At 34.8% G+C, this 26,100-nt stretch carries 40 protein-coding genes; 3 read left to right on the top strand and 37 right to left on the bottom strand.

From position 1 onward, the window contains the following. Window position 1 precedes the first annotated feature (1 nt). Window positions 2–1,507: a hypothetical protein gene (locus P3875_RS11860; protein WP_303444164.1), complete on the top strand. Its 1,506-nt coding sequence runs from the start codon at window positions 2–4 to the stop codon at window positions 1,505–1,507. A 70-nt stretch (window positions 1,508–1,577) separates the two neighbouring features. Here P3875_RS11860 and P3875_RS11855 read toward each other — a convergent pair whose 3' ends face one another. The 34 genes from P3875_RS11855 to rpsL all read right to left on the bottom strand — a co-directional run bounded on the left by P3875_RS11855 (window position 1,578) and on the right by rpsL (window position 20,338). After that, window positions 1,578–1,895 (bottom strand): HopJ type III effector protein, encoded by a 318-nt coding sequence (locus P3875_RS11855; RefSeq protein WP_303444163.1) that lies wholly within the window; start codon window positions 1,893–1,895, stop codon window positions 1,578–1,580. 71 nt (window positions 1,896–1,966) lie between these two features. Further along, on the bottom strand, window positions 1,967–3,073 hold the full coding sequence (carA, locus tag P3875_RS11850) for a glutamine-hydrolyzing carbamoyl-phosphate synthase small subunit (RefSeq protein ID WP_303444162.1): 1,107 nt from the start codon (window positions 3,071–3,073) through the stop codon (window positions 1,967–1,969). A gap of 123 nt (window positions 3,074–3,196) precedes the next feature. Then, window positions 3,197–3,685, bottom strand: coding sequence for a 50S ribosomal protein L17 (gene rplQ / locus P3875_RS11845; RefSeq protein ID WP_303444161.1), 489 nt, complete (start codon window positions 3,683–3,685; stop codon window positions 3,197–3,199). A gap of 64 nt (window positions 3,686–3,749) precedes the next feature. Next, the gene (locus P3875_RS11840) at window positions 3,750–4,742 is read right to left on the bottom strand and encodes a DNA-directed RNA polymerase subunit alpha (protein WP_257498234.1); all 993 of its coding nucleotides are present in this window, start codon (window positions 4,740–4,742) and stop codon (window positions 3,750–3,752) included. Window positions 4,743–4,767: 25 nt separating this feature from the next. Then, complete coding sequence (gene rpsD / locus P3875_RS11835; protein WP_303444160.1) at window positions 4,768–5,373, bottom strand: 30S ribosomal protein S4; 606 nt, start codon at window positions 5,371–5,373, stop codon at window positions 4,768–4,770. 89 nt (window positions 5,374–5,462) lie between these two features. Next, window positions 5,463–5,846: a 30S ribosomal protein S11 gene (gene rpsK / locus P3875_RS11830; RefSeq protein ID WP_091100371.1), complete on the bottom strand. Its 384-nt coding sequence runs from the start codon at window positions 5,844–5,846 to the stop codon at window positions 5,463–5,465. A gap of 8 nt (window positions 5,847–5,854) precedes the next feature. Continuing rightward, window positions 5,855–6,229 (bottom strand): 30S ribosomal protein S13, encoded by a 375-nt coding sequence (rpsM, locus tag P3875_RS11825; RefSeq protein ID WP_303444159.1) that lies wholly within the window; start codon window positions 6,227–6,229, stop codon window positions 5,855–5,857. 2 nt (window positions 6,230–6,231) lie between these two features. Further along, complete coding sequence (ykgO, locus tag P3875_RS11820; RefSeq protein WP_002987490.1) at window positions 6,232–6,348, bottom strand: type B 50S ribosomal protein L36; 117 nt, start codon at window positions 6,346–6,348, stop codon at window positions 6,232–6,234. 11 nt (window positions 6,349–6,359) lie between these two features. After that, window positions 6,360–6,575, bottom strand: a complete 216-nt coding sequence (gene infA / locus P3875_RS11815; RefSeq protein WP_007136545.1) for a translation initiation factor IF-1 — start codon at window positions 6,573–6,575, stop codon at window positions 6,360–6,362. Between the two features lie 3 nt (window positions 6,576–6,578). After that, window positions 6,579–7,925, bottom strand: coding sequence for a preprotein translocase subunit SecY (gene secY, locus P3875_RS11810; RefSeq protein ID WP_303444158.1), 1,347 nt, complete (start codon window positions 7,923–7,925; stop codon window positions 6,579–6,581). Window positions 7,926–7,943: 18 nt separating this feature from the next. After that, window positions 7,944–8,396, bottom strand: a complete 453-nt coding sequence (gene rplO / locus P3875_RS11805; RefSeq protein WP_303444157.1) for a 50S ribosomal protein L15 — start codon at window positions 8,394–8,396, stop codon at window positions 7,944–7,946. Between the two features lie 13 nt (window positions 8,397–8,409). After that, window positions 8,410–8,592, bottom strand: coding sequence for a 50S ribosomal protein L30 (gene rpmD / locus P3875_RS11800; RefSeq protein WP_298002511.1), 183 nt, complete (start codon window positions 8,590–8,592; stop codon window positions 8,410–8,412). 11 nt (window positions 8,593–8,603) lie between these two features. Further along, window positions 8,604–9,128: a 30S ribosomal protein S5 gene (gene rpsE, locus P3875_RS11795; protein ID WP_303444156.1), complete on the bottom strand. Its 525-nt coding sequence runs from the start codon at window positions 9,126–9,128 to the stop codon at window positions 8,604–8,606. Between the two features lie 12 nt (window positions 9,129–9,140). Further along, a complete protein-coding gene (gene rplR / locus P3875_RS11790) occupies window positions 9,141–9,491 on the bottom strand; it encodes a 50S ribosomal protein L18 (protein WP_303444155.1) in 351 nt (116 codons plus the stop codon). A gap of 11 nt (window positions 9,492–9,502) precedes the next feature. Continuing rightward, window positions 9,503–10,045, bottom strand: coding sequence for a 50S ribosomal protein L6 (rplF, locus tag P3875_RS11785; protein ID WP_303444154.1), 543 nt, complete (start codon window positions 10,043–10,045; stop codon window positions 9,503–9,505). Between the two features lie 17 nt (window positions 10,046–10,062). After that, on the bottom strand, window positions 10,063–10,461 hold the full coding sequence (gene rpsH / locus P3875_RS11780) for a 30S ribosomal protein S8 (protein ID WP_303444153.1): 399 nt from the start codon (window positions 10,459–10,461) through the stop codon (window positions 10,063–10,065). Window positions 10,462–10,526: 65 nt separating this feature from the next. After that, a complete protein-coding gene (gene rpsN / locus P3875_RS11775; protein WP_091522146.1) occupies window positions 10,527–10,796 on the bottom strand; it encodes a 30S ribosomal protein S14 in 270 nt (89 codons plus the stop codon). A 1-nt stretch (window position 10,797) separates the two neighbouring features. Next, window positions 10,798–11,349, bottom strand: a complete 552-nt coding sequence (gene rplE, locus P3875_RS11770) for a 50S ribosomal protein L5 (RefSeq protein ID WP_303444152.1) — start codon at window positions 11,347–11,349, stop codon at window positions 10,798–10,800. A gap of 2 nt (window positions 11,350–11,351) precedes the next feature. Next, on the bottom strand, window positions 11,352–11,666 hold the full coding sequence (rplX, locus tag P3875_RS11765; protein ID WP_303445443.1) for a 50S ribosomal protein L24: 315 nt from the start codon (window positions 11,664–11,666) through the stop codon (window positions 11,352–11,354). A gap of 12 nt (window positions 11,667–11,678) precedes the next feature. Then, on the bottom strand, window positions 11,679–12,047 hold the full coding sequence (gene rplN, locus P3875_RS11760; RefSeq protein WP_303444151.1) for a 50S ribosomal protein L14: 369 nt from the start codon (window positions 12,045–12,047) through the stop codon (window positions 11,679–11,681). 2 nt (window positions 12,048–12,049) lie between these two features. After that, on the bottom strand, window positions 12,050–12,307 hold the full coding sequence (gene rpsQ, locus P3875_RS11755) for a 30S ribosomal protein S17 (RefSeq protein ID WP_129756499.1): 258 nt from the start codon (window positions 12,305–12,307) through the stop codon (window positions 12,050–12,052). Window positions 12,308–12,324: 17 nt separating this feature from the next. Beyond that, window positions 12,325–12,516 (bottom strand): 50S ribosomal protein L29, encoded by a 192-nt coding sequence (gene rpmC / locus P3875_RS11750; protein WP_303444150.1) that lies wholly within the window; start codon window positions 12,514–12,516, stop codon window positions 12,325–12,327. Between the two features lie 12 nt (window positions 12,517–12,528). Continuing rightward, on the bottom strand, window positions 12,529–12,948 hold the full coding sequence (rplP, locus tag P3875_RS11745; protein WP_091522162.1) for a 50S ribosomal protein L16: 420 nt from the start codon (window positions 12,946–12,948) through the stop codon (window positions 12,529–12,531). A 17-nt stretch (window positions 12,949–12,965) separates the two neighbouring features. Continuing rightward, the gene (gene rpsC / locus P3875_RS11740) at window positions 12,966–13,697 is read right to left on the bottom strand and encodes a 30S ribosomal protein S3 (protein WP_303444149.1); all 732 of its coding nucleotides are present in this window, start codon (window positions 13,695–13,697) and stop codon (window positions 12,966–12,968) included. 8 nt (window positions 13,698–13,705) lie between these two features. Further along, entirely contained in the window at window positions 13,706–14,116 is a 411-nt protein-coding gene (gene rplV, locus P3875_RS11735) for a 50S ribosomal protein L22 (protein ID WP_303444148.1), read from the bottom strand. A 9-nt stretch (window positions 14,117–14,125) separates the two neighbouring features. Then, entirely contained in the window at window positions 14,126–14,404 is a 279-nt protein-coding gene (gene rpsS / locus P3875_RS11730; RefSeq protein WP_091100312.1) for a 30S ribosomal protein S19, read from the bottom strand. A gap of 10 nt (window positions 14,405–14,414) precedes the next feature. After that, a complete protein-coding gene (gene rplB, locus P3875_RS11725; protein ID WP_091100308.1) occupies window positions 14,415–15,239 on the bottom strand; it encodes a 50S ribosomal protein L2 in 825 nt (274 codons plus the stop codon). A gap of 5 nt (window positions 15,240–15,244) precedes the next feature. Continuing rightward, entirely contained in the window at window positions 15,245–15,535 is a 291-nt protein-coding gene (gene rplW / locus P3875_RS11720; protein ID WP_257498215.1) for a 50S ribosomal protein L23, read from the bottom strand. An 8-nt stretch (window positions 15,536–15,543) separates the two neighbouring features. Continuing rightward, window positions 15,544–16,173 (bottom strand): 50S ribosomal protein L4, encoded by a 630-nt coding sequence (gene rplD / locus P3875_RS11715; protein ID WP_303444147.1) that lies wholly within the window; start codon window positions 16,171–16,173, stop codon window positions 15,544–15,546. After that, complete coding sequence (rplC, locus tag P3875_RS11710; RefSeq protein WP_303444146.1) at window positions 16,173–16,790, bottom strand: 50S ribosomal protein L3; 618 nt, start codon at window positions 16,788–16,790, stop codon at window positions 16,173–16,175. The genes rplD and rplC overlap by 1 nt, the downstream gene beginning before the upstream one ends. 100 nt (window positions 16,791–16,890) lie before the next feature. Next, window positions 16,891–17,196, bottom strand: coding sequence for a 30S ribosomal protein S10 (rpsJ, locus tag P3875_RS11705; RefSeq protein WP_091522187.1), 306 nt, complete (start codon window positions 17,194–17,196; stop codon window positions 16,891–16,893). 11 nt (window positions 17,197–17,207) lie between these two features. Then, window positions 17,208–19,343, bottom strand: a complete 2,136-nt coding sequence (gene fusA / locus P3875_RS11700; RefSeq protein WP_303444145.1) for an elongation factor G — start codon at window positions 19,341–19,343, stop codon at window positions 17,208–17,210. Window positions 19,344–19,363: 20 nt separating this feature from the next. Then, on the bottom strand, window positions 19,364–19,840 hold the full coding sequence (rpsG, locus tag P3875_RS11695; protein ID WP_091522195.1) for a 30S ribosomal protein S7: 477 nt from the start codon (window positions 19,838–19,840) through the stop codon (window positions 19,364–19,366). Between the two features lie 114 nt (window positions 19,841–19,954). After that, window positions 19,955–20,338 carry a 30S ribosomal protein S12 gene (gene rpsL, locus P3875_RS11690; protein WP_091100281.1) on the bottom strand — a complete coding sequence of 128 codons (384 nt, stop codon included), beginning with the start codon at window positions 20,336–20,338 and terminating at the stop codon, window positions 19,955–19,957. 188 nt (window positions 20,339–20,526) lie between these two features. On the opposite strand from rpsL, the gene P3875_RS11685 reads away from it, so the two are divergent. After that, window positions 20,527–22,167, top strand: coding sequence for a hypothetical protein (locus tag P3875_RS11685; protein ID WP_303444143.1), 1,641 nt, complete (start codon window positions 20,527–20,529; stop codon window positions 22,165–22,167). Window positions 22,168–22,186: 19 nt separating this feature from the next. Here the strand turns inward: P3875_RS11685 and P3875_RS11680 are convergent, their stop codons facing one another. After that, a complete protein-coding gene (locus tag P3875_RS11680) occupies window positions 22,187–22,477 on the bottom strand; it encodes a hypothetical protein (RefSeq protein ID WP_303444142.1) in 291 nt (96 codons plus the stop codon). A gap of 11 nt (window positions 22,478–22,488) precedes the next feature. Further along, window positions 22,489–22,926 (bottom strand): hypothetical protein, encoded by a 438-nt coding sequence (locus P3875_RS11675; RefSeq protein WP_303444141.1) that lies wholly within the window; start codon window positions 22,924–22,926, stop codon window positions 22,489–22,491. A 38-nt stretch (window positions 22,927–22,964) separates the two neighbouring features. Here P3875_RS11675 and rlmB point away from each other — a divergent pair, with 38 nt between their 5' ends. Beyond that, entirely contained in the window at window positions 22,965–23,702 is a 738-nt protein-coding gene (gene rlmB / locus P3875_RS11670) for a 23S rRNA (guanosine(2251)-2'-O)-methyltransferase RlmB (protein WP_303444140.1), read from the top strand. Between the two features lie 67 nt (window positions 23,703–23,769). On the opposite strand, the gene katG is transcribed toward rlmB, so the two are convergent. Continuing rightward, window positions 23,770–26,040, bottom strand: coding sequence for a catalase/peroxidase HPI (gene katG, locus P3875_RS11665; protein ID WP_303444139.1), 2,271 nt, complete (start codon window positions 26,038–26,040; stop codon window positions 23,770–23,772). Between the last annotated feature and the right edge of the window lie 60 nt (window positions 26,041–26,100).

Raw genomic sequence — 26,100 nt, 5'->3', positions numbered from 1 at the left:
AATGAAAAAAATTGTACTATCTATCAGTTGTGCTATAGCTGCTTTAAATCTACAAGCAGCATCAGTAACAATTAACACACACAAAGTTATCCCAAAAAACCCTTTAGTAATTGTAAATGGTTACAAAATCAGGTATGTTGATTATGCGAAAATCAAACCAGAGTATATCGAAAGTATTGTTCAATTAGAACCTAAAGAAGCGGTTGAATTTTTTGGTGATATCGGAAGTAACGGGGCAATAATTATTAAATTATTCGATAGCAACAAATATTTCGCATCTGAAAGTACTAAAGTTGATCAAACAATTATTGATAAGGTAACACATTTTACTGAAGAAAAAGCAAAAATTGCAGCCGAAGAAAAAGCAAAACGCGAAGCTGAGGAAAAAGCAAAACGCGAAGCTGAGGAAAAAGCGAAACGCGAAGCTGAAGAAAAAGCAAAACGTGAAGCGGAAGAAAAAGCGAAACGCGAAGTAGAAGAAAAAGCGAAACGTGAAGCGGAAGAAAAAGTGAAACGTGAAGCTGAGGAAAAAGCAAAACGCGAAGCCGAGGAAAAAGCAAAACGTGAAGCTGAGGAAAAAGCGAAACGCGAAGCTGAAGAAAAAGCAAAACGTGAAGCTGAAGAAAAAGCAAAACGAGAAGCCGAAGAAAAAGCAAAACGCGAAGCCGAAGAAAAAGCAAGACGCGAAGCCGAAGAAAAAGCGAAACGTGAAGCGGAAGAAAAAGCAAAACGCGAAGCCGAAGAAAAAGCGAAACGTGAAGCGGAAGAAAAAGCAAGACGCGAAGCCGAAGAGAAAGCAAAACGTGAAGCCGAAGAAAAAGCAAAACGTGAAGCCGAAGAAAAAGCGAAACGTGAAGCTGAAGAAAAAGCTAGACGCGAAGCCGAAGAAAAAGCGAAACGTGAAGCGGAAGAAAAAGCAAAACGTGAAGCCGAAGAAAAAGCAAAACGTGAAGCCGAAGAAAAAGCGAAACGTGAAGCTGAAGAAAAAGCAAAACGCGAAGCCGAAGAAAAAGCAAAACGAGAAGCCGAAGAAAAAGCAAAACGCGAAGCCGAAGAAAAAGCGAAACGCGAAGCGGAAGAAAAAGCAAGACGCGAAGCTGAGGAAAAAGCGAAACGTGAAGCCGAAGAAAAAGCGAAACGTGAAGCTGAAGAAAAAGCAAAACGCGAAGCTGAGGAAAAGGCAAGACGCGAAGCTGAGGAAAAGGCAAGACGCGAAGCCGAAGAAAAAGCGAAACGCGAAGCGGAAGAAAAAGCAAAACGAGATGCCGAAGAAAAAGCTAAACGCGAAGCGGAAGAAGCTTACAATTCTGATTTTATAAACAAATTGGAACAAGATTTCAAAAAAAGTATTAGTAACACTCGTATTAAACGTGTACTTATTAATGGAAAAGAAGTTCCTAAAACTGAAGCTTTAAAATTAAGTGTTTTTGATGTTGAAACTTCAATAATAACATTTGACAAAATAAACGGTGATGGAGTTTTAGAAATTAAATTAACTAAAAAATAAAATCACTCTTTTTTCAATAAAAAAGGCTCGGATGTAAAAATCCGAGCCTTCTTTTTTTATCATTGAAATGTTATTTTAAATGTAAAGCAGCATTTTCAAAAACAAGTCCTTCTATACCAAATTTCATAAAATTGCGAATATTTTGATGCGATGTACCCTCTAAATCATCTAAAACTGCTTGATAATGTTCTGAAAATAACAAAAGGGTATCATTCTTAGATAAATTATTCATCTTGGCAAAATAAAAAATTTTTGCACTACCTTGATTTTCAGAAGCCGCATTTTGTAATTCACCGTTTTTAAAAGCTGTTGGTGTGTGGTTGTATAAATCATCAATATATCCCAATATATGAGAAAAAGGTAATTTATGTAAATCTGTAATATTCATAAATAAAAAAGTTAAGAAAAACCCTTTCAGAAATAAATTGAAAGGGTTTTGTGTGTAAAATATTAAATAACTTATTTTTGTTCTTTCATATACGAAACAAATTCATCAAAAAGATATTTTGAATCGTTTGGTCCTGGTGAAGATTCTGGGTGGTATTGTACCGAAAAAACTTGTTTATCTTTTAAACGGATACCAGCAACGGTATTGTCATTTAAATGATAATGCGTAATTTCTAAATTTGGGTTTTGTTCCACTTCTTCACGCACAACTGCAAAACCGTGGTTTTGTGACGTTATTTCACCCTTACCTGAAATTGCGTTCATTATTGGATGATTAATACCGCGGTGACCGTTAAACATTTTATAGGTATTTACACCTTGCGATAAAGCAATAATTTGATGACCTAGACAAATTCCAAAAACGGGTTTATTTGTTGCAATAATATCTTTAGCCGTTTTAATAACTTCGGTTAATGGTTGTGGATCACCTGGACCATTAGATAAGAAATAGCCATCAGGGTTAAAAGAATTTAAATCTTCAAGGGTTGCGTTGTAAGGATACACCTTTACATAACAATCACGTGCTGCAAGGCAACGCAAGATATTTGTCTTTATACCAAAATCTAAAGCGGCTACTTTGTACGTTGCATTTTCATCGCCATAGAAGTAAGGCTCTTTTGTAGATACTTTAGAAGCTAATTCTAAACCATTCATGTTAGGAACAGCTGCTAAAATTTCTTTTAATTCTTCAATTGATTTACCGTCGGTAGAAATTACAGCATTCATAGCACCATTATCGCGAATGTAACTTACTAACGCACGTGTATCTACATCAGATACTGCAACTAAATTTTTCTTTTCAAAATAGTCATATAAAGAACCATTTGCAGCTGGACGAGAAAAATTAGAACTAAAATTTTTACAAACTAAACCAGCAATTTTGATCCCGTCAGAATCTACTTCATCTTCATGCACGCCATAATTACCAATATGTGCTACGGTAGATAACATAATTTGTCCAAAATAAGAAGGGTCGGTAAAAATTTCTTGATAACCAGTTACTCCAGTATTAAAACAAATTTCACCAGTTGTTGTGCCTTTAATCCCTACAGATTTTCCATAAAAAATAGTGCCATCGCTTAAAAGTACGATTGCTTTATCTTTAGAAGTATATTTCATTGTTTGTTGATGTTGTTATGGTGTACAAAATTAATACAAATAGTTTAAAAAAAAGCATAAAAAAAAGGACAAACTTTAAAAGTTTGTCCTTTTAATATAATAGAATAATGTATGTTAAATAAATTATTCATTTGTTTCATTAGCTTCAGTAGAAGTTTCAGTTGCAGGGGTAGCGTCAGCTTTTGGTTCAGCTTTTTTTCTACCTCTTCTAGTTGTAGCTTTTTTAACTTCTTTTTTACCTGCATTATAAATTTCGTTGAAATCAACTAATTCAATCATCGCCATTTCAGCGTTATCTCCTAAACGATTTCCTAATTTAATAATACGTGTATATCCTCCCGGACGATCTCCTACTTTAGGTGCTACTTCTCTGAATAATTCAGTTACAGCATATTTATCTCTTAAGTAAGAAAAAACAATACGACGGTTGTGAGTATCGTCTGTTTTAGATTTAGTTACTAAAGGCTCAACAAATTGTTTTAAAGCTTTAGCTTTAGCAACAGTAGTGTTAATACGCTTATGTTCAATTAAAGAACAAGCCATATTAGCTAACATTGCTTTTCTGTGACTAGCTTGTCTGCTTAAGTGATTTACTTTTTTTCCGTGTCTCATGACGTCTTCTTTTTAGCTTCATCTTGCATCAATCCATAATTAGGAGCGCAAAATATGAAGTAATTTATTCTTTATCTAATTTGTATTTTGATAGATCCATTCCAAAAGTTAAACCTTTAACTTGTACTAATTCTTCAAGTTCAGTTAAAGATTTCTTTCCGAAGTTTCTAAATTTCATTAAATCGTTTTTGTTATAAGAAACTAAATCGCCTAATGTATCAACTTCAGCCGCTTTTAAACAATTTAATGCTCTTACTGAAAGATCTAAATCTACCAATTTTGTTTTCAGAAGCTGTCTCATATGTAATGATTCCTCATCGTATGATTCAGTTTGAGCAATTTCATCGGCCTCTAAAGTGATTCTTTCATCAGAGAATAACATAAAATGATGAATCAAAGTTTTAGCAGCTTCTGTTAAAGCATCTTTAGGGTGGATAGATCCATCGGTAACGATATCAAAAACTAATTTTTCATAATCGGTTTTTTGTTCTACACGATAGTTTTCTATTGCGTATTTAACATTTTTTACAGGCGTATAAATAGAGTCTGTATAAATTGTTCCAAAAGGTGCATTTGGCTTTCTATTCTCTTCTGCTGGTACATATCCTCTACCTTTTTCAATAGAAAGTTCCATATTAATAGTTACTTTACTATCTAAGTTACAAATTACTAAATCAGGATTTAGAACTTGAAAACCAGAGATAAATTTTTGGAAATCACCTGCTGTTAATTGATCTTTTCCTGTGAATGATATGCTAACAGATTCATTATCTACATCTTCAATCTGACGTTTAAAACGTACTTGTTTTAAGTTTAAGATAATTTCTGTTACATCCTCAACAACACCAGAAATAGTAGAAAACTCATGCTCAACACCTTCAATACGTACCGAAGTTATTGCGTATCCTTCTAATGATGACAGAAGTACTCTTCTTAGTGCATTACCAATAGTTAATCCATAACCAGGTTCTAAAGGACGAAATTCGAATTTCCCTTTAAAATCGGTTGAATCAATCATGATAACTTTGTCGGGCTTTTGAAAATTAAATATTGCCATGTGTATTTCGACTGAATGTCAATTATTATTTGTTGTACAACTCTACGATTAACTGCTCTTTAATGTTTTCTGGAACTTGAAGTCTAGCAGGAACACTTACAAATGTACCTTCTTTCGTTTCGTTATTCCAAGTAATCCATTCGTAAACAGCGCTAGAATTAGATAATGAACGTTCGATTGCATCTAAAGATTTTGATTTTTCACGAACAGCTACTTTATCACCAGCTTTTAATTGATATGAAGGAATGTTAACTAACTCACCGTTAACGGTAACGTGTCTGTGAGAAACAATTTGACGAGCTGCACGACGAGAAGGAGCGATACCCATTCTGTAAACAACATTGTCTAAACGTGATTCACATAACTGAATTAAAACTTCACCTGTTACACCTTTAGCAGCAGATGCTTTTTTAAACATATTACGGAATTGCTTTTCTAAAACACCATAGATGTATTTAGCTTTTTGTTTCTCCATTAACTGAATTGCGTATTCAGATTTTTTACCTCTCTTTTTAGCTAAACCATGTTGCCCTGGAGGGTAATTTCTTTTTTCGAATGCTCTATCATCTCCGAAGATTGCTTCTCCGAATTTACGAGCGATTTTTGTTTGTGGACCAGTATATCTTGCCATTTTAAAAAAATAAAAAAGGTAGGGATTATGAATTCAGGTCTCATCCTCCGATAATCGTTTCCTACCTTAGGTTATACTACAATATAAAATTAAACTCTTCTTCTTTTTGGAGGACGACATCCGTTGTGAGGAATTGGAGTAATGTCGATGATTTCTGTTACTTCGATACCACTGTTGTGGATAGAACGAATTGCAGATTCTCTACCGTTTCCAGGTCCTTTAACGTAAACTTTTACTTTTTTAAGTCCTGCCTCTAAAGCTACTTTACCGCAATCTTCTGCTGCCATTTGTGCTGCATAAGGCGTGTTCTTTTTAGATCCACGGAATCCCATTTTACCAGCTGATGACCAAGAAATAACTTCACCTTTTTTGTTTGTTAACGAAATAATGATGTTGTTAAATGTTGCATTGATATGAGCTTCACCAGTAGACTCAACTATAACTTTACGTTTTTTTGTATTTGCTTTAGCCATACTACTTATTATTTAGTTGCTTTTTTCTTGTTAGCAACAGTTTTTCTTTTACCTTTTCTTGTTCTAGAGTTGTTTTTAGTTCTTTGTCCTCTTAATGGAAGACCAGCTCTATGACGGATACCACGTTGACAACCAATATCCATTAAACGTTTAATGTTTAAAGATACTTCTGAACGTAATTCACCTTCAATTTTGTAATGAGATACCGCTTCACGAATAGCACCGATTTCATCATCGTTCCACTCAGAAACTTTTTTATCTTCGTTTACGTTAGCTGTTGCCAACACCTCTTTTGCTCTACTTAAACCTACACCAAAAATGTAAGTTAAAGCAATAATTCCTCTTTTATTTTTAGGTATATCTACCCCTGCTATTCTTGCCATAATTATCCTTGTCTTTGTTTAAATCTAGGATTCTTTTTATTAATAACGTATAATCTTCCTTTTCTACGTACAATAATGCATTCTGCACTTCTTTTCTTTACTGATGCTCTTACTTTCATTTTAACAGCCTTTAATATCTATAAGTAATTCTTGCTTTAGACAAATCGTAAGGGCTCATTTCTAATTTCACTTTATCACCAGGTAATAATTTGATATAATGCATACGCATTTTACCAGAAATATGAGCAATTACTATATGTCCGTTCTCTAATTCTACACGGAACATAGCATTTGATAATGCTTCTATAATTGAACCGTCTTGTTCTATTGCTGATTGTTTTGCCATAAATTAAGCAATTGCTTTTCTATTTTTTCCGCTTTTCATCAAACCGTCGTACTGTTTGTTTAACAAATAAGCATTAATTTGCTGAATTGTATCTATAACAACACTTACTAAGATTAATAATGATGTTCCACCATAAAACATAGCCCATCCTTGTTGTATTCCTAATAACGATACTGCTATTGCAGGTAAAACTGCAATTACAGCAAGGAATAACGAACCTGGAAACGTAATTAATGACATGATACGATCTAAAAAGCTTGCAGTTTCTTGTCCTGGCTTAATTCCAGGAATAAAACCACCGCTACGTTTTAAATCATCGGCCATTTTATTAGTAGGTACCGTAATTGCGGTGTAAAAGTACGAAAAAATTATTATTAACAAAGCAAAAACTAAATTATACTCTAAACCAAAAATATTACTAAACATTGTGGTCACAGTTTGTGCACTGTCTGAAGAGGATAACCCAGCAATTACTGGTGGTATAAACATTATTGCTTGTGCAAAGATAATTGGCATTACACCTGATGCGTTTAATTTTAAAGGAATCCATTGACGGTTTCCTGAAACCGATGCCGCATCGTACTCACCTGCAACGCTTCTACGAGCGTATTGTACAGGAATTTTGCGTACTGCCATGGTTAAAAATATACATGCAATAATAATTAATAACCAAATAATAACCTCAATTACTATCATCATTGGACCACCATTACCTGCTACCATACGCGATTGCGTTTCTTGTAAGAAAGCCATAGGTAATTTAGCAATAATACCAACCATAATTAGTAATGAAATACCATTTCCAATTCCTTTATCAGTAATCTTTTCACCTAACCACATAGCAAACACTGTTCCTGTAGTTAAGATTAATACTGAAGAGAACAAGAAAGAAAAAGAATTAAAACCTAATAAGAATGCATCAGGTGGTAATTGTTTGTACAAATTATAGATGTAACCTGGCCCTTGTACTAGGGTAATACCAATAGTTAACCATCTGGTAATTTGATTCATCTTCTTTCTACCACTTTCACCATCGTTTTGAAGTTTCTGTAAATAAGGTACAGCTATACCCATTAACTGAACTACAATAGACGCAGAGATATATGGCATGATACCCAATGCAAAAATAGAAGCTTGCGAAAACGCACCTCCTGTAAACACATTTATTAACCATCCAATCCCTTGATCAGTTTGATCTGATAAAGCATGTAATTTTGTAGCGTCAATACCTGGTAAGGTTACTTGTGCACCAAAACGATACACAAGCAACATACCTAAAGTTATTAAGATTTTATTCTTAAGTTCTTCGATATTCCAAATACTGGCTAAAGTTTCAAAAAACTTCTTCATAACTTGTTAGTGATTTTTTTATAAAGATATTGCCTCACCACCAGCCGCTTCGATAGCAGCTTTTGCTGTTGCAGTAAATTTATGAGCAGTTACTTTTAATTTTGCTTTAAGCTCTCCTCTACCCAAAATCTTAACTAAGCTATTTTTTGAAACTATTCTGTTTTCAACTAATGCATTAAAATCTAATGCGTCAGTTATTGTTCCATTGTCAACTAAAGTTTGTAATGTATCTAAATTAATACCTACATACTCTACTCTATTGATATTTTTAAAACCAAATTTAGGAACACGTCTCTGTAAAGGCATCTGTCCACCTTCAAAACCAATTTTCTTAGAATAACCTGAACGAGATTTAGCACCTTTATGTCCACGTGCAGCAGTTCCACCTTTACCAGAACCTTCTCCACGACCTACTCTTTTGTTTTGATTATGTACAGAACCGTTTGCCGGTTGTAAATTACTTAAATTCATAACTCCTATTAAATTAGTTAATTTCTTCTACAGAAACTAAATGTTGAACTTTTTTTACCATTCCTACAATAGCTGGTGTATTATCATGCTCAACAACTTGTCCTAATTTACGAAGACCTAAAGCTGCTAATGTTCTTTTTTGATCTTCTGGACAATTGATTTTGCTTCTAACTTGTTTTACTTTAATTTTTGACATACTACTCAAAATTAAGATTTAAATACTTTCTCTAAAGAAATTCCTCTTTGTTTTGCAACTGTAGCAGCGCTTCTCATATTTAATAAAGCATCAAAAGTTGCTTTAACTACGTTATGAGGGTTAGAAGAACCTTGAGATTTTGATAATACATTGTGAATACCTACAGCTTCTAATACTGCACGTACGTTACCTCCAGCAATAACTCCGGTACCTACTGATGCTGGCATTAAAAATACACGAGCACCACCAAATTTACCTTTTTGTTCATGTGGAATTGTTGTTCCATGTAATGGGATACGAACTAAGTTTTTCTTAGCATCTTCAACTGCTTTGGCAATAGCTTCAGAAACATCTTTAGATTTTCCTAAACCATGACCAACTACACCATTTTCGTCACCAACTACAACTACAGCAGAAAAGCCAAATGCTCTACCCCCTTTAGTTACTTTGGTAACACGATTAACTGCAACCAAACGATCTTTTAAATCAAGACCAGCTGGTTTAACATATTCTACGTTTTTATAATTTTGATACATAACTAATTACAATTAGAATTTTAATCCAGCTTCTCTTGCGCCTTCAGCTAATGATTTCACACGACCGTGGTATAAGTTTCCACCTCTATCAAAAGAAATAGTATCTATACCCGCTTTTAAAGCCTTTTCTGCAATTAGTTTACCAACTGATGCAGCAGTTTCGATTTTAGTTCCTTTAGCAACACCTGCTTCGCGAGAAGAAGCTGCAGCTAAAGTTACACCGTTCACATCATCTATGATTTGTGCATAGATTTCTTTATTACTTCTAAATACAGATAAACGTGGTCTAGCAGCTGTACCGCTAATTGTTTTTCTAACTCTGTATTGAATTCTTTGTCTTCTTTCAGATTTGTTTAATGACATGGCTTTAATTTTTAAGCTGATTTACCTGCTTTTCTTCTTAACTCTTCACCAACAAACTTGATACCTTTTCCTTTGTATGGTTCAGGCTTACGGAAAGAACGAATCTTTGCAGCTACCTGACCAACAAGTTGCTTGTCTGCAGATGTTAATTTAACGATAGGGTTTTTACCTTTTTCAGAAACTGTTTCAACTGTTACTTCTGGTACAATTTCTAAAACTATGTTGTGAGAGAAACCTAAAGCTAAATCAAGTTTTTGACCTTGATTTGATGCACGGTATCCAACACCCACTAATTCTAATTGTTTAGTAAAACCTTCAGATACACCAACAACCATATTGCTGATTAAACTTCTGTATAAACCGTGTTTTGCTCTTTCATCTTTTAAATCTGATGAACGCTCAACGATTACTTGTCCGTCTTCTACTTTCACGTTTACTTTATCAAAAGTTTGTGAAAGCTCTCCTAATTTTCCTTTAACTACAACAACTGCGTCTTTAACTTCAACAGTAACGCCAGCAGGAATTGAGATTGGATTTTTACCTATTCTTGACATTTCGCTCGTCTATTTTATTAGTATACGTAACAAACTACTTCACCACCAACATTTAACTGCTTAGCTTTTTTACCTGTCATTAAACCTTTAGATGTTGATACAATAGCAATACCTAAACCGTTTAAAATACGTGGTAAATCTGCAGATGATGCATATTTACGTAAACCTGGTTTACTAATTCTTTGGATATCTTTGATAACAGACTCTTTCGTGTCTTTATCATATTTTAAAGCTATTTTGATTGATCCTTGTACTGTAGAATCATCAAATTTGTAGCTTAAAATATATCCTTGTTCGAATAAAATTTTTGTGATTTCTTTTTTGAAGTTAGATGCAGGTATTTCAACCACTCTGTGGTTTGCACGCGATGCATTTCTAATTCTTGTTAAAAAATCTGCAATAGGATCTGTATACATAATGTATGATTTGCGGTTGTGGTTTTCAATTGTTGTTTATGAACCTTCAACCAGTTAAAAATTTATTACCAACTTGCTTTTCTAACGCCCGGTATTAAACCTTGGTTAGCCATTTCACGGAAAGTTACACGTGAAATACCAAACTGACGCATATAACCTCTTGGACGTCCTGTTAATTTACAACGGTTGTGTAAACGTACAGGAGAAGCGTTTGCAGGTAATTTTTGTAATGCTTCGTAATCACCAGCTTCTTTTAAAGCTTTACGTTTTGCAGCATACTTAGCTACCAATGCTTCTCTTTTCGCCTCACGGGCTTTCATTGATTCTTTAGCCATTCTAGTTCTTTTTAAAAGGTACTCCTAATTCTGCAAGTAATGATTTTGCTTCAGCATCTGTGTTAGCAGATGTTACAAAAGTAATATCGAAACCTGCAATTTTGTTTACTTTATCAATATCAATCTCAGGGAAAATAATTTGCTCAACTACACCTAAGTTATAATTTCCTCTTCCGTCAAATCCATTAGATTTAACACCAGCGAAATCACGTACACGTGGTAATGCAGATGTAACTAAACGGTCTAAGAATTCGTACATTCTTTCACCACGTAAAGTAACTTTTGCACCAATTGGCATCCCTTTTCTTAATTTAAAAGAAGCAACGTCTTTTTTAGAAATAGTAGCTACTGCTTTTTGTCCTGTAATTTTTGTTAGTTCTTCAACAGCGTGATCAACTAATTTTTTATCAGAAACTGCAGCACCAACTCCACGGCTTACAACAATTTTCTCAAGTTTTGGAACTTGCATTACGTTCTTGTAACCGAATTCTTCTTTTAAAGCAGAGATTACTCTGTCTTTATATTCTTGTTTAAGTCTTGGTATATAAGTCATGACTATAATGCTTGATTAGATTTTTTAGAAACACGCACTTTCTTATCTCCTTCTACTTTATAAGCTACTTTAGTAACACTGTTTGTTTTAGTGTCAATTAAAGCGATGTTAGAGATGTGAATTGCAGCTTCTTTTTTAACAATACCACCTTGAGGGTTTGTAGCACTTGGTTTCACGTGTTTAGAAACCATGTTTACACCTTCAACGATTGCTTTGTTTTTGTCGCGTAAAACACGTAAAACTTTTCCTTCAGATCCTTTGTGATCTCCAGCAATAACGCGTACGTTATCTCCTGTTTTAATTTTTAGCTTTGTCATCATTTTTACGAATTAAAGCACTTCAGGTGCCAATGATACAATTTTCATGAATTGTTTTTCACGAAGCTCTCTTGCTACTGGACCAAAAACACGTGTTCCTCTCATTTCACCTGCAGCGTTTAACAATACACAAGCGTTATCGTCAAAACGGATGTAAGATCCATCAGCTCTTCTCACTTCTTTTTTGGTACGAACTACAACAGCTGTAGATACAGTTCCTTTTTTTACGTTTCCGTTCGGAGTTGCATCTTTAATCGCTACTACAATTTTATCTCCAACAGAGGCATAACGACGTTTCGTTCCTCCTAAAACACGGATAGTCAAAACTTCTTTTGCTCCTGTGTTATCTGCTACTTTTAATCTAGATTCCTGTTGTACCATAATTATTTCGCTCTTTCAATGATTTCAACTAATCTCCAACATTTGTTTTTAGATAATGGACGTGTTTCCATAATTCTAACTGTGTCACCAATGTTACAGTCGTTTAATTCGTCGTGTGCAACGTATTTTTTAGTTTTTAACACGAACTTACCATATAATGGGTGTTTTACTCTTTTTGTTTCAGACACAACAATTGACTTAGTCATTTTGTTGCTTGTAACTACACCGATTCTTTCTTTTCTTAAATTTCTTTTTTCCATCTTTCAGCAGAATACAATTATTGTAAGTCTTTTTTGCTAATCTCAGTATTCACTCTTGCGATAGCTCTTCTTACTGTTCTTAATTGCAAAGGGTTAGCAATAGGTGAAATAGCATGAGCGTTTCTTAACTCAGCATATTGGTTTGTTAACTCACCAAGTTTAGCTTGTAACTCAGCTAAAGATAGATTATTTATTTCTTGTTTCTTCATAATGATCTAAAATTAAGCTTCGAAATCTCTTGCAATGATAAACTTAGTTTTTACTGGAAGTTTTTGAGCGGCTAAACGTAATGCTTCTTTTGCTACTGCTAAAGGCACACCACCCACTTCAAACATAATTCTTCCTGGCTTAACAACTGCAGCCCAATATTCAACTGCACCTTTACCTTTACCCATACGTACCTCAAGAGGTTTTTTAGTAATAGGTTTATCTGGGAAGATTTTAATCCATAATTGACCTTCACGTTTCATGAAACGAGTTGCAGCGATACGTGCAGCTTCGATTTGGCGTGAAGTAATGAATGAGTAATCTAAAGATTTAATACCGAACATTCCGTTAGAAAGCTCGCTTCCTCTTTGAGAAACCCCTTTCATTTTACCTTTCTGTACCTTACGGTACTTCGTTCTTTTAGGCTGTAACATTTTTCTTTAGTTTAAAATTACTTTCTTTTGTTGCGTTGGTTTGGTCTTCCATTTGGTTTTCCAGATCCTGCAGGCTTAGACGATTTTTGCTTGTCCATACCAGCTAACGGAGAAAGATCTCTTTTACCATAAACTTCACCTTTCATGATCCATACTTTAATACCCATTCTACCGTAAGTAGTATGTGCTTCAGCTAAAGCATAGTCAATATCAGCGCGGAAAGTAGATAAAGGAATACGACCATCTTTAAAGTGTTCTGAACGTGCCATTTCAGCACCGTTTAAACGACCTGAAATCATAACTTTCATACCTTCAGCATTCATTCTCATTGCCGCAGCGATAGCCATTTTAATAGCTCTACGGTAAGAAATACGGCTTTCGATTTGACGAGCGATACTTGTTGCAGCCAAATAAGCATCTAACTCTGGTCTTTTGATTTCAAAGATGTTGATTTGTACCTCTTTGTTAGTAATTTTCTTAAGTTCTTCTTTCAACTTGTCTACCTCTTGACCGCCTTTACCAATAATGATACCTGGACGAGCCGTTGTGATAGTAACGGTTACAAGTTTTAAAGTTCTCTCGATGATGATTTTTGATACACTAGCTTTTGCTAAACGAGCATGGATGTACTTTCTGATTTTTGCATCTTCAGCAAGTTTATCTCCATAGTCATTTCCACCGTACCAGTTAGAGTCCCATCCTCTGATGATCCCAAGGCGATTTCCGATTGGATTAGTCTTTTGTCCCATACTGTTTATTAATTGCTTTGTGTGTTATTATTAGATCCTAATACGATTGTTACGTGATTAGAACGTTTTCTAATTCTGTGCGCGCGACCTTGAGGTGCAGGGCGTAATCTTTTTAACATTGCACCACCGTCTACACGGATTTCTTTTACAAATAATTCTGCTTCTTCGATGTTTGCATCAGCATTTTTTGCCTGCCAGTTAGCGATTGCTGATAACAATAACTTTTCTAATCTACCTGAAGCTTCTTTTGTATTAAATTTTAATATGTTAAGAGCATTCTCAACTTTCTGTCCTCTTACTAAATCTGCAACTAAGCGCATTTTACGAGGTGAAGTTGGGCAATTGTTTAGCTTAGCAAAAGCAATTTGTTTGTTAGCTTCTTTAACTTGCTCGGCTCTTTCTCTTTTACGAACTCCCATAGCTTCTTATTATTTTTTACCTTTATTTTTTGCACCAGCGTGTCCACGGAATGAACGTGTTGGTGAAAATTCTCCTAATTTATGTCCTACCATGTTTTCTGTTACGTAAACAGGTACAAATTGACGACCGTTGTGTACTGCAATTGTTTGTCCAACAAAATCAGGAGTAATCATTGATGCTCTTGACCATGTTTTAACAACCGCTTTGTTACCGTTTTCTGCGTTCTCTAAAACTTTTTTCTCAAGTTTAAAGTGAACATAAGGTCCTTTTTTTAATGAACGTGCCATACTTACTTAATTATTTCTTTCTACGTTCTACAATATATTTATTACTTGCTTTAACACTAGAACGTGTTCTGTAACCTTTCGCTGGTAAACCTTTTCTTGAGCGTGGGTGACCTCCTGAAGAGCGTCCTTCACCACCACCCATTGGGTGATCTACCGGGTTCATTGCTACTGGTCTAGTGCGTGGTCTTCTTCCTAACCAACGAGATCTACCTGCTTTACCTGAAACGATTAACTGGTGATCTGAGTTAGATACTGCACCAATTGTAGCCATACATGTTAATAAGATTAAACGTATTTCACCTGAAGGCATTTTAATTGTTGCATATTTACCATCACGAGCAACTAATTGTGCAAAAGTTCCTGCAGAACGTGCGATAACAGCACCTTGACCTGGACGTAACTCGATACAAGATATAATTGTACCAAGAGGAATGTTTGCTAAAGGCATTGCGTTACCTACTTCTGGAGCTGCTTCTGGTCCTGAAACTACTTTCTGACCTACTTGCAATCCTGCTGGTGCAATAATATATGTTTTTGCACCGTCTGCGTAAGCTAATAACGAAATAAAAGCTGAACGGTTTGGATCGTACTCAATTGTTTTAACTGTAGCTGGTACTCCAACTTTAGTTCTTTTAAAATCAATAATACGATACTGTTGTTTATGACCACCACCAATGTAACGCATGGTCATTTTTCCTTGACTATTTCTACCTCCAGAGTTTTTTTTCGGTGCTAATAATGAACGCTCCGGCTTATCAGTTGTAATAGCGTCAAAACTATTAACAACTCTAAAACGCTGACCTGGGGTAATAGGTTTTAATTTTCTAACTGACATTGTTATTAGATATTATTATAAAAATCGATTGAATCTCCTTCTTTCAATGTAACAATTGCTTTCTTGTAAGCAGATGTTTTACCAGTAATCATTCCGCTTTTTGTGAATTTTGTAGTTCTATCCGCTCTGTAAATCATTGTATTTACATCTAAAACAGAAACGCCATAAGCTTTTTCAACAGCTTTTTTAATTTCTACTTTGTTCGCTTTTTTTGCTACCACAAAACCAAAACGGTTGAACAATTCACCGTCTTTAGTTATTTTTTCGGTAATGATAGGTTTAATAATTGTACTCATTTCCCTACTTATTTACTTAAATTTTCAACAATTACCTCTACAGAACCTTCAGTTAACACTAATGAATTTGTATTTAAAATTCCGTAAGTGTTTAATTCTGAAGATGTTACAACAGAAGCTCTTTTTAAATTGCGTGATGACAAATATACGTTTTTATTTGATTCACCCAACACAAATAACGATTTTTTATTTTCTAACCCTAAAGCTTTCAATACGTTAATGAAATTTTTAGTATTTGGTACATCGAAAGTAAAATCTTCAATAACTACTAAGTTCGACTCTTGAGCTTTAATTGTGAAAGCCGATTTACGTGCTAAACGTTTTAAAGCTTTGTTTAATTTAAAAGAGTAGTTACGCGGTCTTGGTCCAAAAATAGTACCACCACCTTTAAAAACAGGTGATTTTGCAGATCCTGCACGTGCAGTACCTGTACCTTTTTGTTTTTTAATTTTGCGTGTAGAACCAGCCACTTCCGCTCTTTCTTTTGCTTTATGTGTACCTTGGCGTTGATTTGCTAAGTACTGTTTAACATCTAAATAGATAGCGTGTTTATTAGGCTCAATTGCGAAAACTGAATCAGCTAATTGCACTGATCTACCAGTTTCTTTTCCGTTGATATCTAAAACTTTTACTTCCATTATTTCTGTACGATTACGTAAGAGTTTTTATGTCCTGGTACTGCACCTTTAACTACTAATAAGTTTTTATCGGTTACCACTTTTAAAACTCTAAGGTTTTGAACTGTTACTTTTTCTCCTCCGGTTCTTCCTGCCATACGCATTCCTTTGAATACACGTGAAGGGTACGATGATGCACCCACAGAACCTGGAGCTCTTAAACGGTTATGTTGACCGTGCGTAGCCTGACCAACACCACCAAATCCATGACGTTTTACAACACCTTGGAATCCTTTTCCTTTTGAAGTACCTTGTACATCAACAAAGTCTCCTTCTGCAAATAAATCTACAGTGATTACATCACCTAAATTATAAGCGCTTTCAAAATCTTGAATTTCAACAACTTTGCGTTTAACAGAAGTTCCTGCTTTTTTAAAGTGACCTAAAGCCGCTTTTGTTGCATTTTTCTCTTTCGCGTCATCGAAACCAAGTTGATAAGCTTCATACCCGTCAACCTCTTTGGTTCTGACTTGGGTAACGACACACGGACCTAATTCGATTACTGTACAAGGAATGTTTTTTCCTTTTTCATCGAAGATTGAAGTCATGCCGATTTTTTTTCCAATTAACCCAGACATAAATTTAAATTAATAATTATTAAATATAAAAATTTCAAGCATCGGCAAAAGTAATACCAATGCTTGAAATATACAAGTATTTTTTAAAAAAAGTTTATTATCACACTTTTATCTCTACTTCTACTCCTGAAGGAAGCTCTAATTTCATTAAAGCGTCAATCGTTTTTGAAGATGAAGAATAGATGTCTAATAATCTTTTGTACGAACTTAACTCGAACTGTTCTCTTGACTTTTTGTTAACGTGCGGAGAACGTAAAACAGTAAAGATTTTTTTGTGAGTAGGTAATGGAATTGGTCCTGTTACCACTGCACCAGTACTTTTTACAGTTTTTACGATTTTTTCTGCTGATTTATCAACCAACGCGTGATCGTAAGATTTTAATTTTATTCTGATTTTTTGACTCATTTTCTTAATTATTAAGCGTTACCTTTTGCTTTTTTAATTACTTCTTCTTGAATATTAGAAGGCGTTTGCTCGTAGTGAGAGAACTCCATTGTTGAAGTTGCACGACCAGAAGATAATGTACGTAATGTTGTTACGTAACCAAACATTTCTGATAATGGCACTGATGCTTTTACAACCTTAGCTCCGTTACGATCATCCATTGAATTGATTTGACCACGACGACGGTTTAAGTCACCAACGATATCACCCATGTTTTCTTCAGGTGTTAACACTTCTAATTTCATGATTGGTTCTAAGATTATAGCACCTGCAGCTTTAGCAGATTCTTTATAACCCATTTTAGCAGCTAATTCAAATGATAAAGCATCAGAATCTACCGCGTGGTAAGAACCGTCAATTAAAGTAACTTTTAATGAATCCATTTCGAAACCTGCCAAAGGACCTTGTTTCATAGACTCGCGGAAACCTTTTTCAACAGCTGGTATATATTCTTTAGGAACGTTACCACCTTTTACTTCGTTCACGAATTGTAAACCTACAAATGGCTTACCATCAACCTCATCAGCTGGTCCAATTTTAAATACGATATCACCGTATTTACCACGTCCACCTGATTGTTTTTTGTAAGTTTCTCTGTGATCTGCAAAACGCGTGAAAGCCTCTTTGTACTCAACTTGTGGTTCACCTTGGTTCACCTCAACTTTAAACTCACGACGCATACGATCTACAATGATATCTAAGTGTAACTCACCCATACCAGAGATAATCGTTTGGCCAGAAGCTTGGTCAGTACGCACTGTAAATGTTGGATCTTCTTCTGCTAATTTAGCTAAAGCCATACCCATTTTATCTACATCGGCCTTTGTTTTTGGTTCAATAGCGATACCAATTACTGGATCAGGGAATACCATAGACTCTAACACAATTGGGTGTTTTTCGTCACATAATGTATCTCCTGTTTTAATATCTTTAAAACCAACAGCTGCACCAATATCTCCAGCTTCAATTCTTTCGATTGGGTTTTGCTTGTTAGCGTGCATTTGATAGATACGAGAGATACGTTCTTTGTTACCTGAACGTGTATTTAATACGTAAGAACCTGCATCTAATCCACCTGAATAAGCACGGAAGAATGCTAAACGACCTACGAATGGATCGGTTGCAATTTTAAATGCTAATGCAGCAAACGGATCAGTAACCGATGGTTTACGAGTGATTGGCTCGTCTGTATCAGGGTTAGTACCTTCAATCGCTTCTTTATCCATTGGAGATGGTAAGTAACGACAAACAGCGTCTAACATAAACTGAACCCCTTTATTCTTGAATGAAGAACCACATGTCATAGGAATGATACTCATATCTAAAGTAGCTGCACGCAATGCTTTGTGTACTTCTTCTTCAGTGATAGAGTTTTCGTCTTCCATGTACTTTTCTAACAAGTTTTCATCGTAAGCAGCAATTTCTTCGATTAATTGACCACGGTATTGTTTTACCTCATCAATCATATCTGCAGGAATTTCTACAATATCAAAAGTAGCACCTTGAGTATCTTCATGCCATACAATAGCACGGTTTTTTACTAAATCTACTACACCTTTAAAGTCTGCTTCTTCACCAATTGGTAATACAATTGGCACTGCGTTAGACTTTAACATATCTTTTACTTGTTGACAAACTTTTAAGAAGTTAGACCCTTGACGGTCCATCTTGTTAACAAATCCCATACGTGGAACTTTGTAGTTGTCAGCCAAACGCCAGTTAGTTTCAGATTGCGGCTCAACTCCGTCTACTGCAGAGAATAAGAATACTAATCCGTCTAACACACGTAATGAACGGTTTACCTCAACGGTAAAGTCAACGTGTCCTGGAGTATCGATAATATTGAAGTGGTAATCTTGTGATTCAGCAATTTTTTTACCTTGATCTGTTGGGAAAGCCCAAGTACAAGTTGTTGCAGCCGAAGTAATAGTAATACCACGTTCTGCTTCTTGTTCCATCCAGTCCATTGTTGAAGCACCATCGTGAACCTCACCAATTTTATGGTTTTTACCTGTATAAAAAAGGATACGCTCTGTTGTTGTTGTTTTACCAGCATCAATGTGAGCAGCAATTCCAATATTTCTAGTAAATTTTAAATCTCTAGCCATTTCTTAGTCTTTATGAAAAATTAAAATCTAAAGTGAGAGAATGCTTTATTAGCATCTGCCATTTTGTGAACATCCATTCTTTTCTTAACAGCAGCACCTTCTTCTTTTGCAGCAGCTAAAATTTCAGCAGCTAATTTAGAAGCCATAGATTTGTCGTTTCTTTTTCTTGCATAAAGAATCATCCATTTCATCGCCATAGAAATTTTTCTATCTGGACGAATTGGCATTGGAATTTGGAATGAAGCACCACCTACACGGCGTGAACGTACTTCAACGTGAGGCATAACATTTGTTAATGCATCTTTCCATACTTCCAAAGATGTTTTTTCTTCATCTTGCTTTTTAGTTTCAACGATTTCTAACGCATCGTAGAATACTTTGAAAGCAGTAGATTTTTTACCATCCCACATTAAGTTATTTACGAAACGTGTTACTAACTGATCGTTAAATTTTGGATCTGGTAAAAGAGGTCTTTTCTTTGCCTGTCTTTTTCTCATTTCTTGTTACTTTTTTAAAAGTTTCTAGTTTAAGGTTTCAAGTTTAAAGCTGTGTTTAAGTGTAAACACAAAATCTTTCGACTTTTAACTTTTGACTATTCTACTTAAATTAAATTACTTTTTTGCGTCTTTAGGGCGTTTAGCACCATATTTAGATCTTCTTTGAGTACGACCGTTAACACCGGCAGTATCTAAAGCACCACGTACAATGTGGTATCTAACACCTGGTAAATCTTTTACCCTTCCACCTCTAACTAATACTATCGAGTGCTCTTGTAAATTGTGTCCTTCTCCTGGGATGTAAGCGTTTACTTCATTACCGTTTGTCAAACGTACACGCGCTACTTTACGCATTGCAGAGTTTGGCTTTTTAGGTGTAGTAGTATAAACACGCGTACAAACCCCTCTTCTTTGAGGACATGAATCCAAAGCAACCGATTTACTCTTCTTAGTCAATTGGGTTCTCCCTTTTCTTACTAATTGTTGAATTGTTGGCATAATGTTTATTAAAAAATTTCTACATTCAAATTTATTTCCCGTGTATTTTCGGGGATGCAAATATATAAATTATTATATTCAAAACAAACGTATTTCATTTATTTTCAAAATATTTCTAAATTTACGCTATTAACCTTACTTGTTTCATGTTGTTTAAAAACACCCCTTTAGTTATTAAAACCATTTGCTTGATAGTTTGCATATTTAGCAACTACGCGCTTTTTGGGCAACAAATTTATTTAAAAATTAAGGGTAAAAATAACATTGAATCTACATATTTAAAAAAACAAATTACTGATAGTATTTTTACAAATGGTCAGGATTTAGAAACACAACTTAAAAACCTACAAACTTTTATAAAAACAAATGGATACTTGTACTACCAAGTAACATCTACAGAAAAAAAAGACAGTCTGTATTTTGTGAATTTTGATTTAGGCACAAAAACCGATAGCTTAAAGATAAACTTCAACAAACATCAAAACCAATTAAAAGAAATTTTACAAATAAATGGATTAAGCAAAACCATTGCAATTGAAAATACAGAAAAGTATCTTACAAATATTGTTGAACAATTAGCTAAAAAGGGATATGCTATTAGCACCATTCAACTTACAAATCATACTTTAAAAAAACATTTATTAATTGCCGATTTAAATTTAAAGATTGATGAACAACGAAAAATTGACCAATTGGTTTTTACACCTTACGGCAATTTTCCGAACGGTATTAAAAAGCGTTTAATTAAAAAGTACGAGAAAAAACCATTTACCGAAGACATTACCAATGATCTACAAAAAGAAATGGCGCAATTTCCGTTTATTAAAACTACCAAGCAGCCCGAAGTACTTTTTACCGAAAGCAACACTGCTTTATATATGTATATGGAACGCCAAAACATAAGTCAGTTTGACGGATTAATTGGTTTTACAAATGATGATAACGGAAAAGTACAATTTAACGGTTATGCCGATTTACATTTAATGAATGTTTTAAATAAAGGCGAACAATTAAAATTGTATTGGAAAAACGACGGAAACCAGCAAACACAATTTAACCTAACAGGCGAAGTACCTTATTTGTTTAACACCCCTTTTGGACTTAAAGCTTCGTTAGAATTATTTAAACAAGACAGTACCATGTTAAACACCAAGTTTAATGCTGCGGTTTTGTATTATCTGAATTTTAACCATAGAGTTGGTGTAGGTTATCAATCTACTTCATCGGTTGCTGGTACAGATAATTTTTATCAGGCGGCCAATTACAGTAATACGTTTGTTACACTTAATTATTTATTAAATAAATACCAAACGCATCCCCTATTCCGTCAAAAATACTACGTAACTGGATTGGTAGGTTTAGGTTCAAAAACCGAAGAACTAAACAACCGTAAAGGATCACAACAATTTATAAACTTTAGTGCCCAATATTTATGGCAATTAAAAAACAGATGGTACATTAACCAACATTTAGAAGGCGCGTTGTTACAAAGTAAAATTCCTTTATTATATAATGAATATTATCGTTTTGGAGGAATTAACTCTATTCGGGGTTTTCAGGAAAATTCTTTATTAACCAACAAACAATTGGGTATTTACAACGAAGTTAGGTATTTACTAGCGCCAAACATGTATTTGCACAGTATTACCGATTTTGCTTATTACGAAGGTGAAAATATAAAAGATTTTTTATACTCATTTGGATTAGGATTTGGCATACAAACCGGCGGCGGTTTATTCAACATTATTTACGCAAACGGCGTGCAACCAAATACCGATTTTAAAATGCGCAATGCTATTTTTCATTTAAGCTATAAAACGCAGTTTTAAAAAAAGAGTAAACTTACACTTACTCTTTTATATAAATTACGGTATCTTTTACAACGCCCATTGTTTTTTTACTTGGCGATTCAGATGCTTGTAAAGGAATACTTTTAAGCAATATATTTTTCATAACAAGAGTATCGCAAACAACTTTATTTAAAACACTACCTGGGTACACTTTCCCTTTGTCTTCTTTTGCAAATAAGACAACCGAATGTTTCATAATGTCAGTATACACTTTTTCGTTATAGTTAATTTTTGATTTGCACGATACACAAACCATCAATACAAAAAATAATAAAACACCTGTTTTCATAGTTTATTTTTTCAACAATCATACGCACTCATTAGCTCTTCTTCTAAAGTATTTTCTAGCTTTTCAACTTTTTCTTTGCTAACTTTTACTTTAGAAAGCTTTACAGGTAATTGCTTTTTACCATCGGACGAAATCCAAACTCCGTTTAATTGCCCTGTACTTCTTTTTAAAAGTAACAAACCCGTATTGTAATGTTCCACAAAAGTAAATTGCTGTTTTTCTTCAGAAAAAGTAGTATCTAAAAGTATCCAATTATTTTCTTTATTAGAATCGTATTTATAAATTGCCGAAACAAAAGTTCTTGGGCAGCCGTCTTCTTCCATTTTTAAATAGAACGAAACTTTTAAATCGTTAGAAATCACACCTTCATACAATTCTTGCGAAATAATTTCCTGCCCAAAAGAAAAATTCACAACTAAAAACGTAAATAACAACAGTATTTTTTTCATAATTAATTTTTTATTAAATATAGTAATATCTTTGTAGCATGCAAAATGAACATCAAATATTTGGAATTCGTGCAGTTATCGAAGCGATAAACGCAGGAAAAGAAATAGATAAAGTATTTATACAAAAAGAAGCTCAAGGCGATTTAATGCAAGAGCTAATGAAAACGTTAAAGAAAAACAACGTAAATTTTTCGTACGTTCCGGTTGAAAAATTGAACAAACTAAGCAAATTTAATAACCATCAAGGTGCAGTAGCATCTATTGCGCCTATTAAATTTGTATCGATAGAAACTTTGGTTGAAGGTGTTTTGGAACAAAAGGAAAAACCTTTGTTTTTAATTTTAGATCAATTGAGCGATGCACGTAATTTTGGTGCAATTATTCGTACCGCAGAATGTACGGGTGTTGATGGTATTATTATACAAAAACAAGGATCTGCACCTGTAAACGGCGATACGGTTAAAACTTCGGCTGGCGCGGTTTTTAACATTCCTATTTGTAAAGTAGATCATATTAAAGACGCTGTGTTTTACTTACAAGGTTCAGGAATTACAACTGTTGCTGCTACCGAAAAAACCGAAAACAATATTTATGATATTGATTTTAACAAAGGAATTGCTATTATTATGGGTTCTGAAGATAAAGGGGTAAACCCTTCGGTTTTAAAAATCATCGACGAAAAAGCAAAATTACCTATGTTTGGTACAATTTCATCGTTAAATGTATCTGTTGCTTGTGGTGCTTTTTTATACGAAGCCGTTAGACAGCGTTTGTGAATTTCATATAAAAAGTAAAAGGCTCACTTTAAATTCTTAAAGTGAGCCTTTTTTATTATTCTTTTTTTTATTTTAAATCAAAGCGATCTGCGTTCATTACTTTTGTCCAAGCTGAAACAAAATCATTAATAAATTTTTCATTAGCATCGGTACTTGCGTAAACTTCCGCAATAGCTCTTAATTCAGAGTTTGATCCAAAAACCAAATCAGCACGCGTACCCGTCCATTTTGGAGTTCCGTTTTTACGATCGGTTCCCAAATAAATTTCTTTATCGGTTCCCATAGCTTTCCATTGCGTGTTCATATCCAGCAAATTCACAAAGAAATCGTTTGTCAACTGTCCGAGACGATCTGTTAGCACACCGTTTTTAGATCCATCAAAATTAATATTGATCGAACGTAATCCACCCAATAAAACCGTCAATTCCGGAGCTGTTAAGGTTAATAATTGTGCTTTATCAATCAATAATTCTTCGGTTGATACCGAACTTCTGATGTTTTTACGATAATTTCTAAATCCGTCTGCAATTGGTTCTAAAAATGCTACCGATTCCACATCGGTTTGTTCTTGAAAAGCATCTGTTCTTCCTGGAGCAAAAGGAACTTGAACATTAAATCCAGTATTTTTAGCTGCTTTTTCAATTCCGACATTTCCTGCCAAAACAATTAAATCTGCCAATGAAATTTTTTTTCCTGATGCATTGAATTGCGACTGAACTTTTTCTAAAGCCGTTAACACTTTATTTAACTGAATAGGATTGTTTACTTCCCAGTTTTTCATAGGCTCTAAACGAATACGCGCGCCGTTTGCTCCGCCACGTTTATCTGAACCACGGAAAGTTGAAGCCGAAGCCCAAGCCGTACCTACTAATTCTGAAGCCGATAAATCTAAAGCATTTAATTGTACTTTCAACTGTGCTATATCTTCCTCATTAATTAACTCGTGATCAACCGCCGGAACTGGATCTTGCCATTTAAAAACTTGCTGTGGAACATCGGCACCCAAATAACGTTCGCGCGGCCCCATATCTCTATGTGTTAATTTAAACCATGCTTTTGCGAAGGCATCTGCAAATTCATCAGGATTTTCGTAAAAACGGCGCGATATTTTTCCGTATTCAGGATCAAATCGTAACGACAAATCGGTTGTAAGCATTCGTGGTTTTTGCTTTTTCGAGCTATCATGTGCCAAAGGAACAGAATCAATTGCATTAACAGCTTCCCATTGGTGTGCACCCGCCGGACTTTTGGTTAATTCCCATTCATATTCAAATAAATTTTCAAAGAAAAGATTGGTCCATTCAGTAGGTTTTTGTGTCCAAGTTACTTCTAATCCAGAAGTTATAGTGTCAGCCCCTTTACCAGTACCAAACTTATTTTCCCAACCAAAACCTTGTTGTTCTAAACCTTCTGCTTCTGGTTCTTTACCTAAATGATCTGCCGACGCTGCGCCATGAGCTTTGCCAAATGTGTGACCGCCTGCTATTAAAGCAACGGTTTCTTCATCGTTCATTGCCATACGTGAAAACGTATCGCGTATGTCATTTGCTGCCGCAATTGGATCGGGGTTTCCATCTGGTCCTTCAGGATTCACATAAATCAATCCCATTTGAACCGCTGCTAACGGATTTTCCAAATCGCGTGTGTGTTGTTTTCCATTGGCATTATCTTCTGATGAAATAACTCCGTGATTTTCTGCAACACCTTCGGATCCTTGTGAGTATCGAACATCGCCACCCAACCACGTTTTTTCACTTCCCCAGTATACATCCATATCGGATTCCCAAACATCGGCACGTCCACCAGCAAATCCCAATGTTTTGAAACCCATAGATTCCAAAGCCATATTTCCTGTAAGAATCATTAAATCTGCCCATGAAATTTTGCGTCCGTATTTTTGTTTAATTGGCCATAACAATCTTCGCGCTTTATCTAACGAAACATTATCGGGCCAAGAGTTTAATGGTGCAAATCGTTGTTGACCAGCCCCTGCACCACCCCTACCATCTTGCACACGATAAGTACCTGCACTATGCCAAGCCATACGAACAAAGAGTGGTCCGTAATGTCCAAAATCAGCAGGCCACCAATCTTGTGAGTCGGTCATTAAAGCTTTTAAAGCTGCTTTTAAAGCTTCTAAATCAAGTTTTTTAAATTCGTCTGAATAATTAAAATCATCGCCCATAGGATCAGACTTTGATGAATGTTGACGTAAAATATCAAGTCTTAATCGGTTTGGCCACCAATCGTTGTTAGTTGTTCCGTTGCCAGCAACTGCTTTTGTTATAGTTCCGTTGTGAAACGGGCATTTGCTAATATCGTTTCCTGCGTTTTCCATTGATTATAGTTGTTTATAGTTGTTTTATAAAATTACTAATAAAATAAGCAATTACACTTT

It is taken from the genome of Myroides sp. JBRI-B21084 (assembly GCF_030545015.1).
GTDB lineage: Bacteria > Bacteroidota > Bacteroidia > Flavobacteriales > Flavobacteriaceae > Flavobacterium.
The sequence above is the reverse complement of the archived record's forward strand: the minus strand, read 5'-3'. Positions and strand labels throughout refer to the sequence as shown.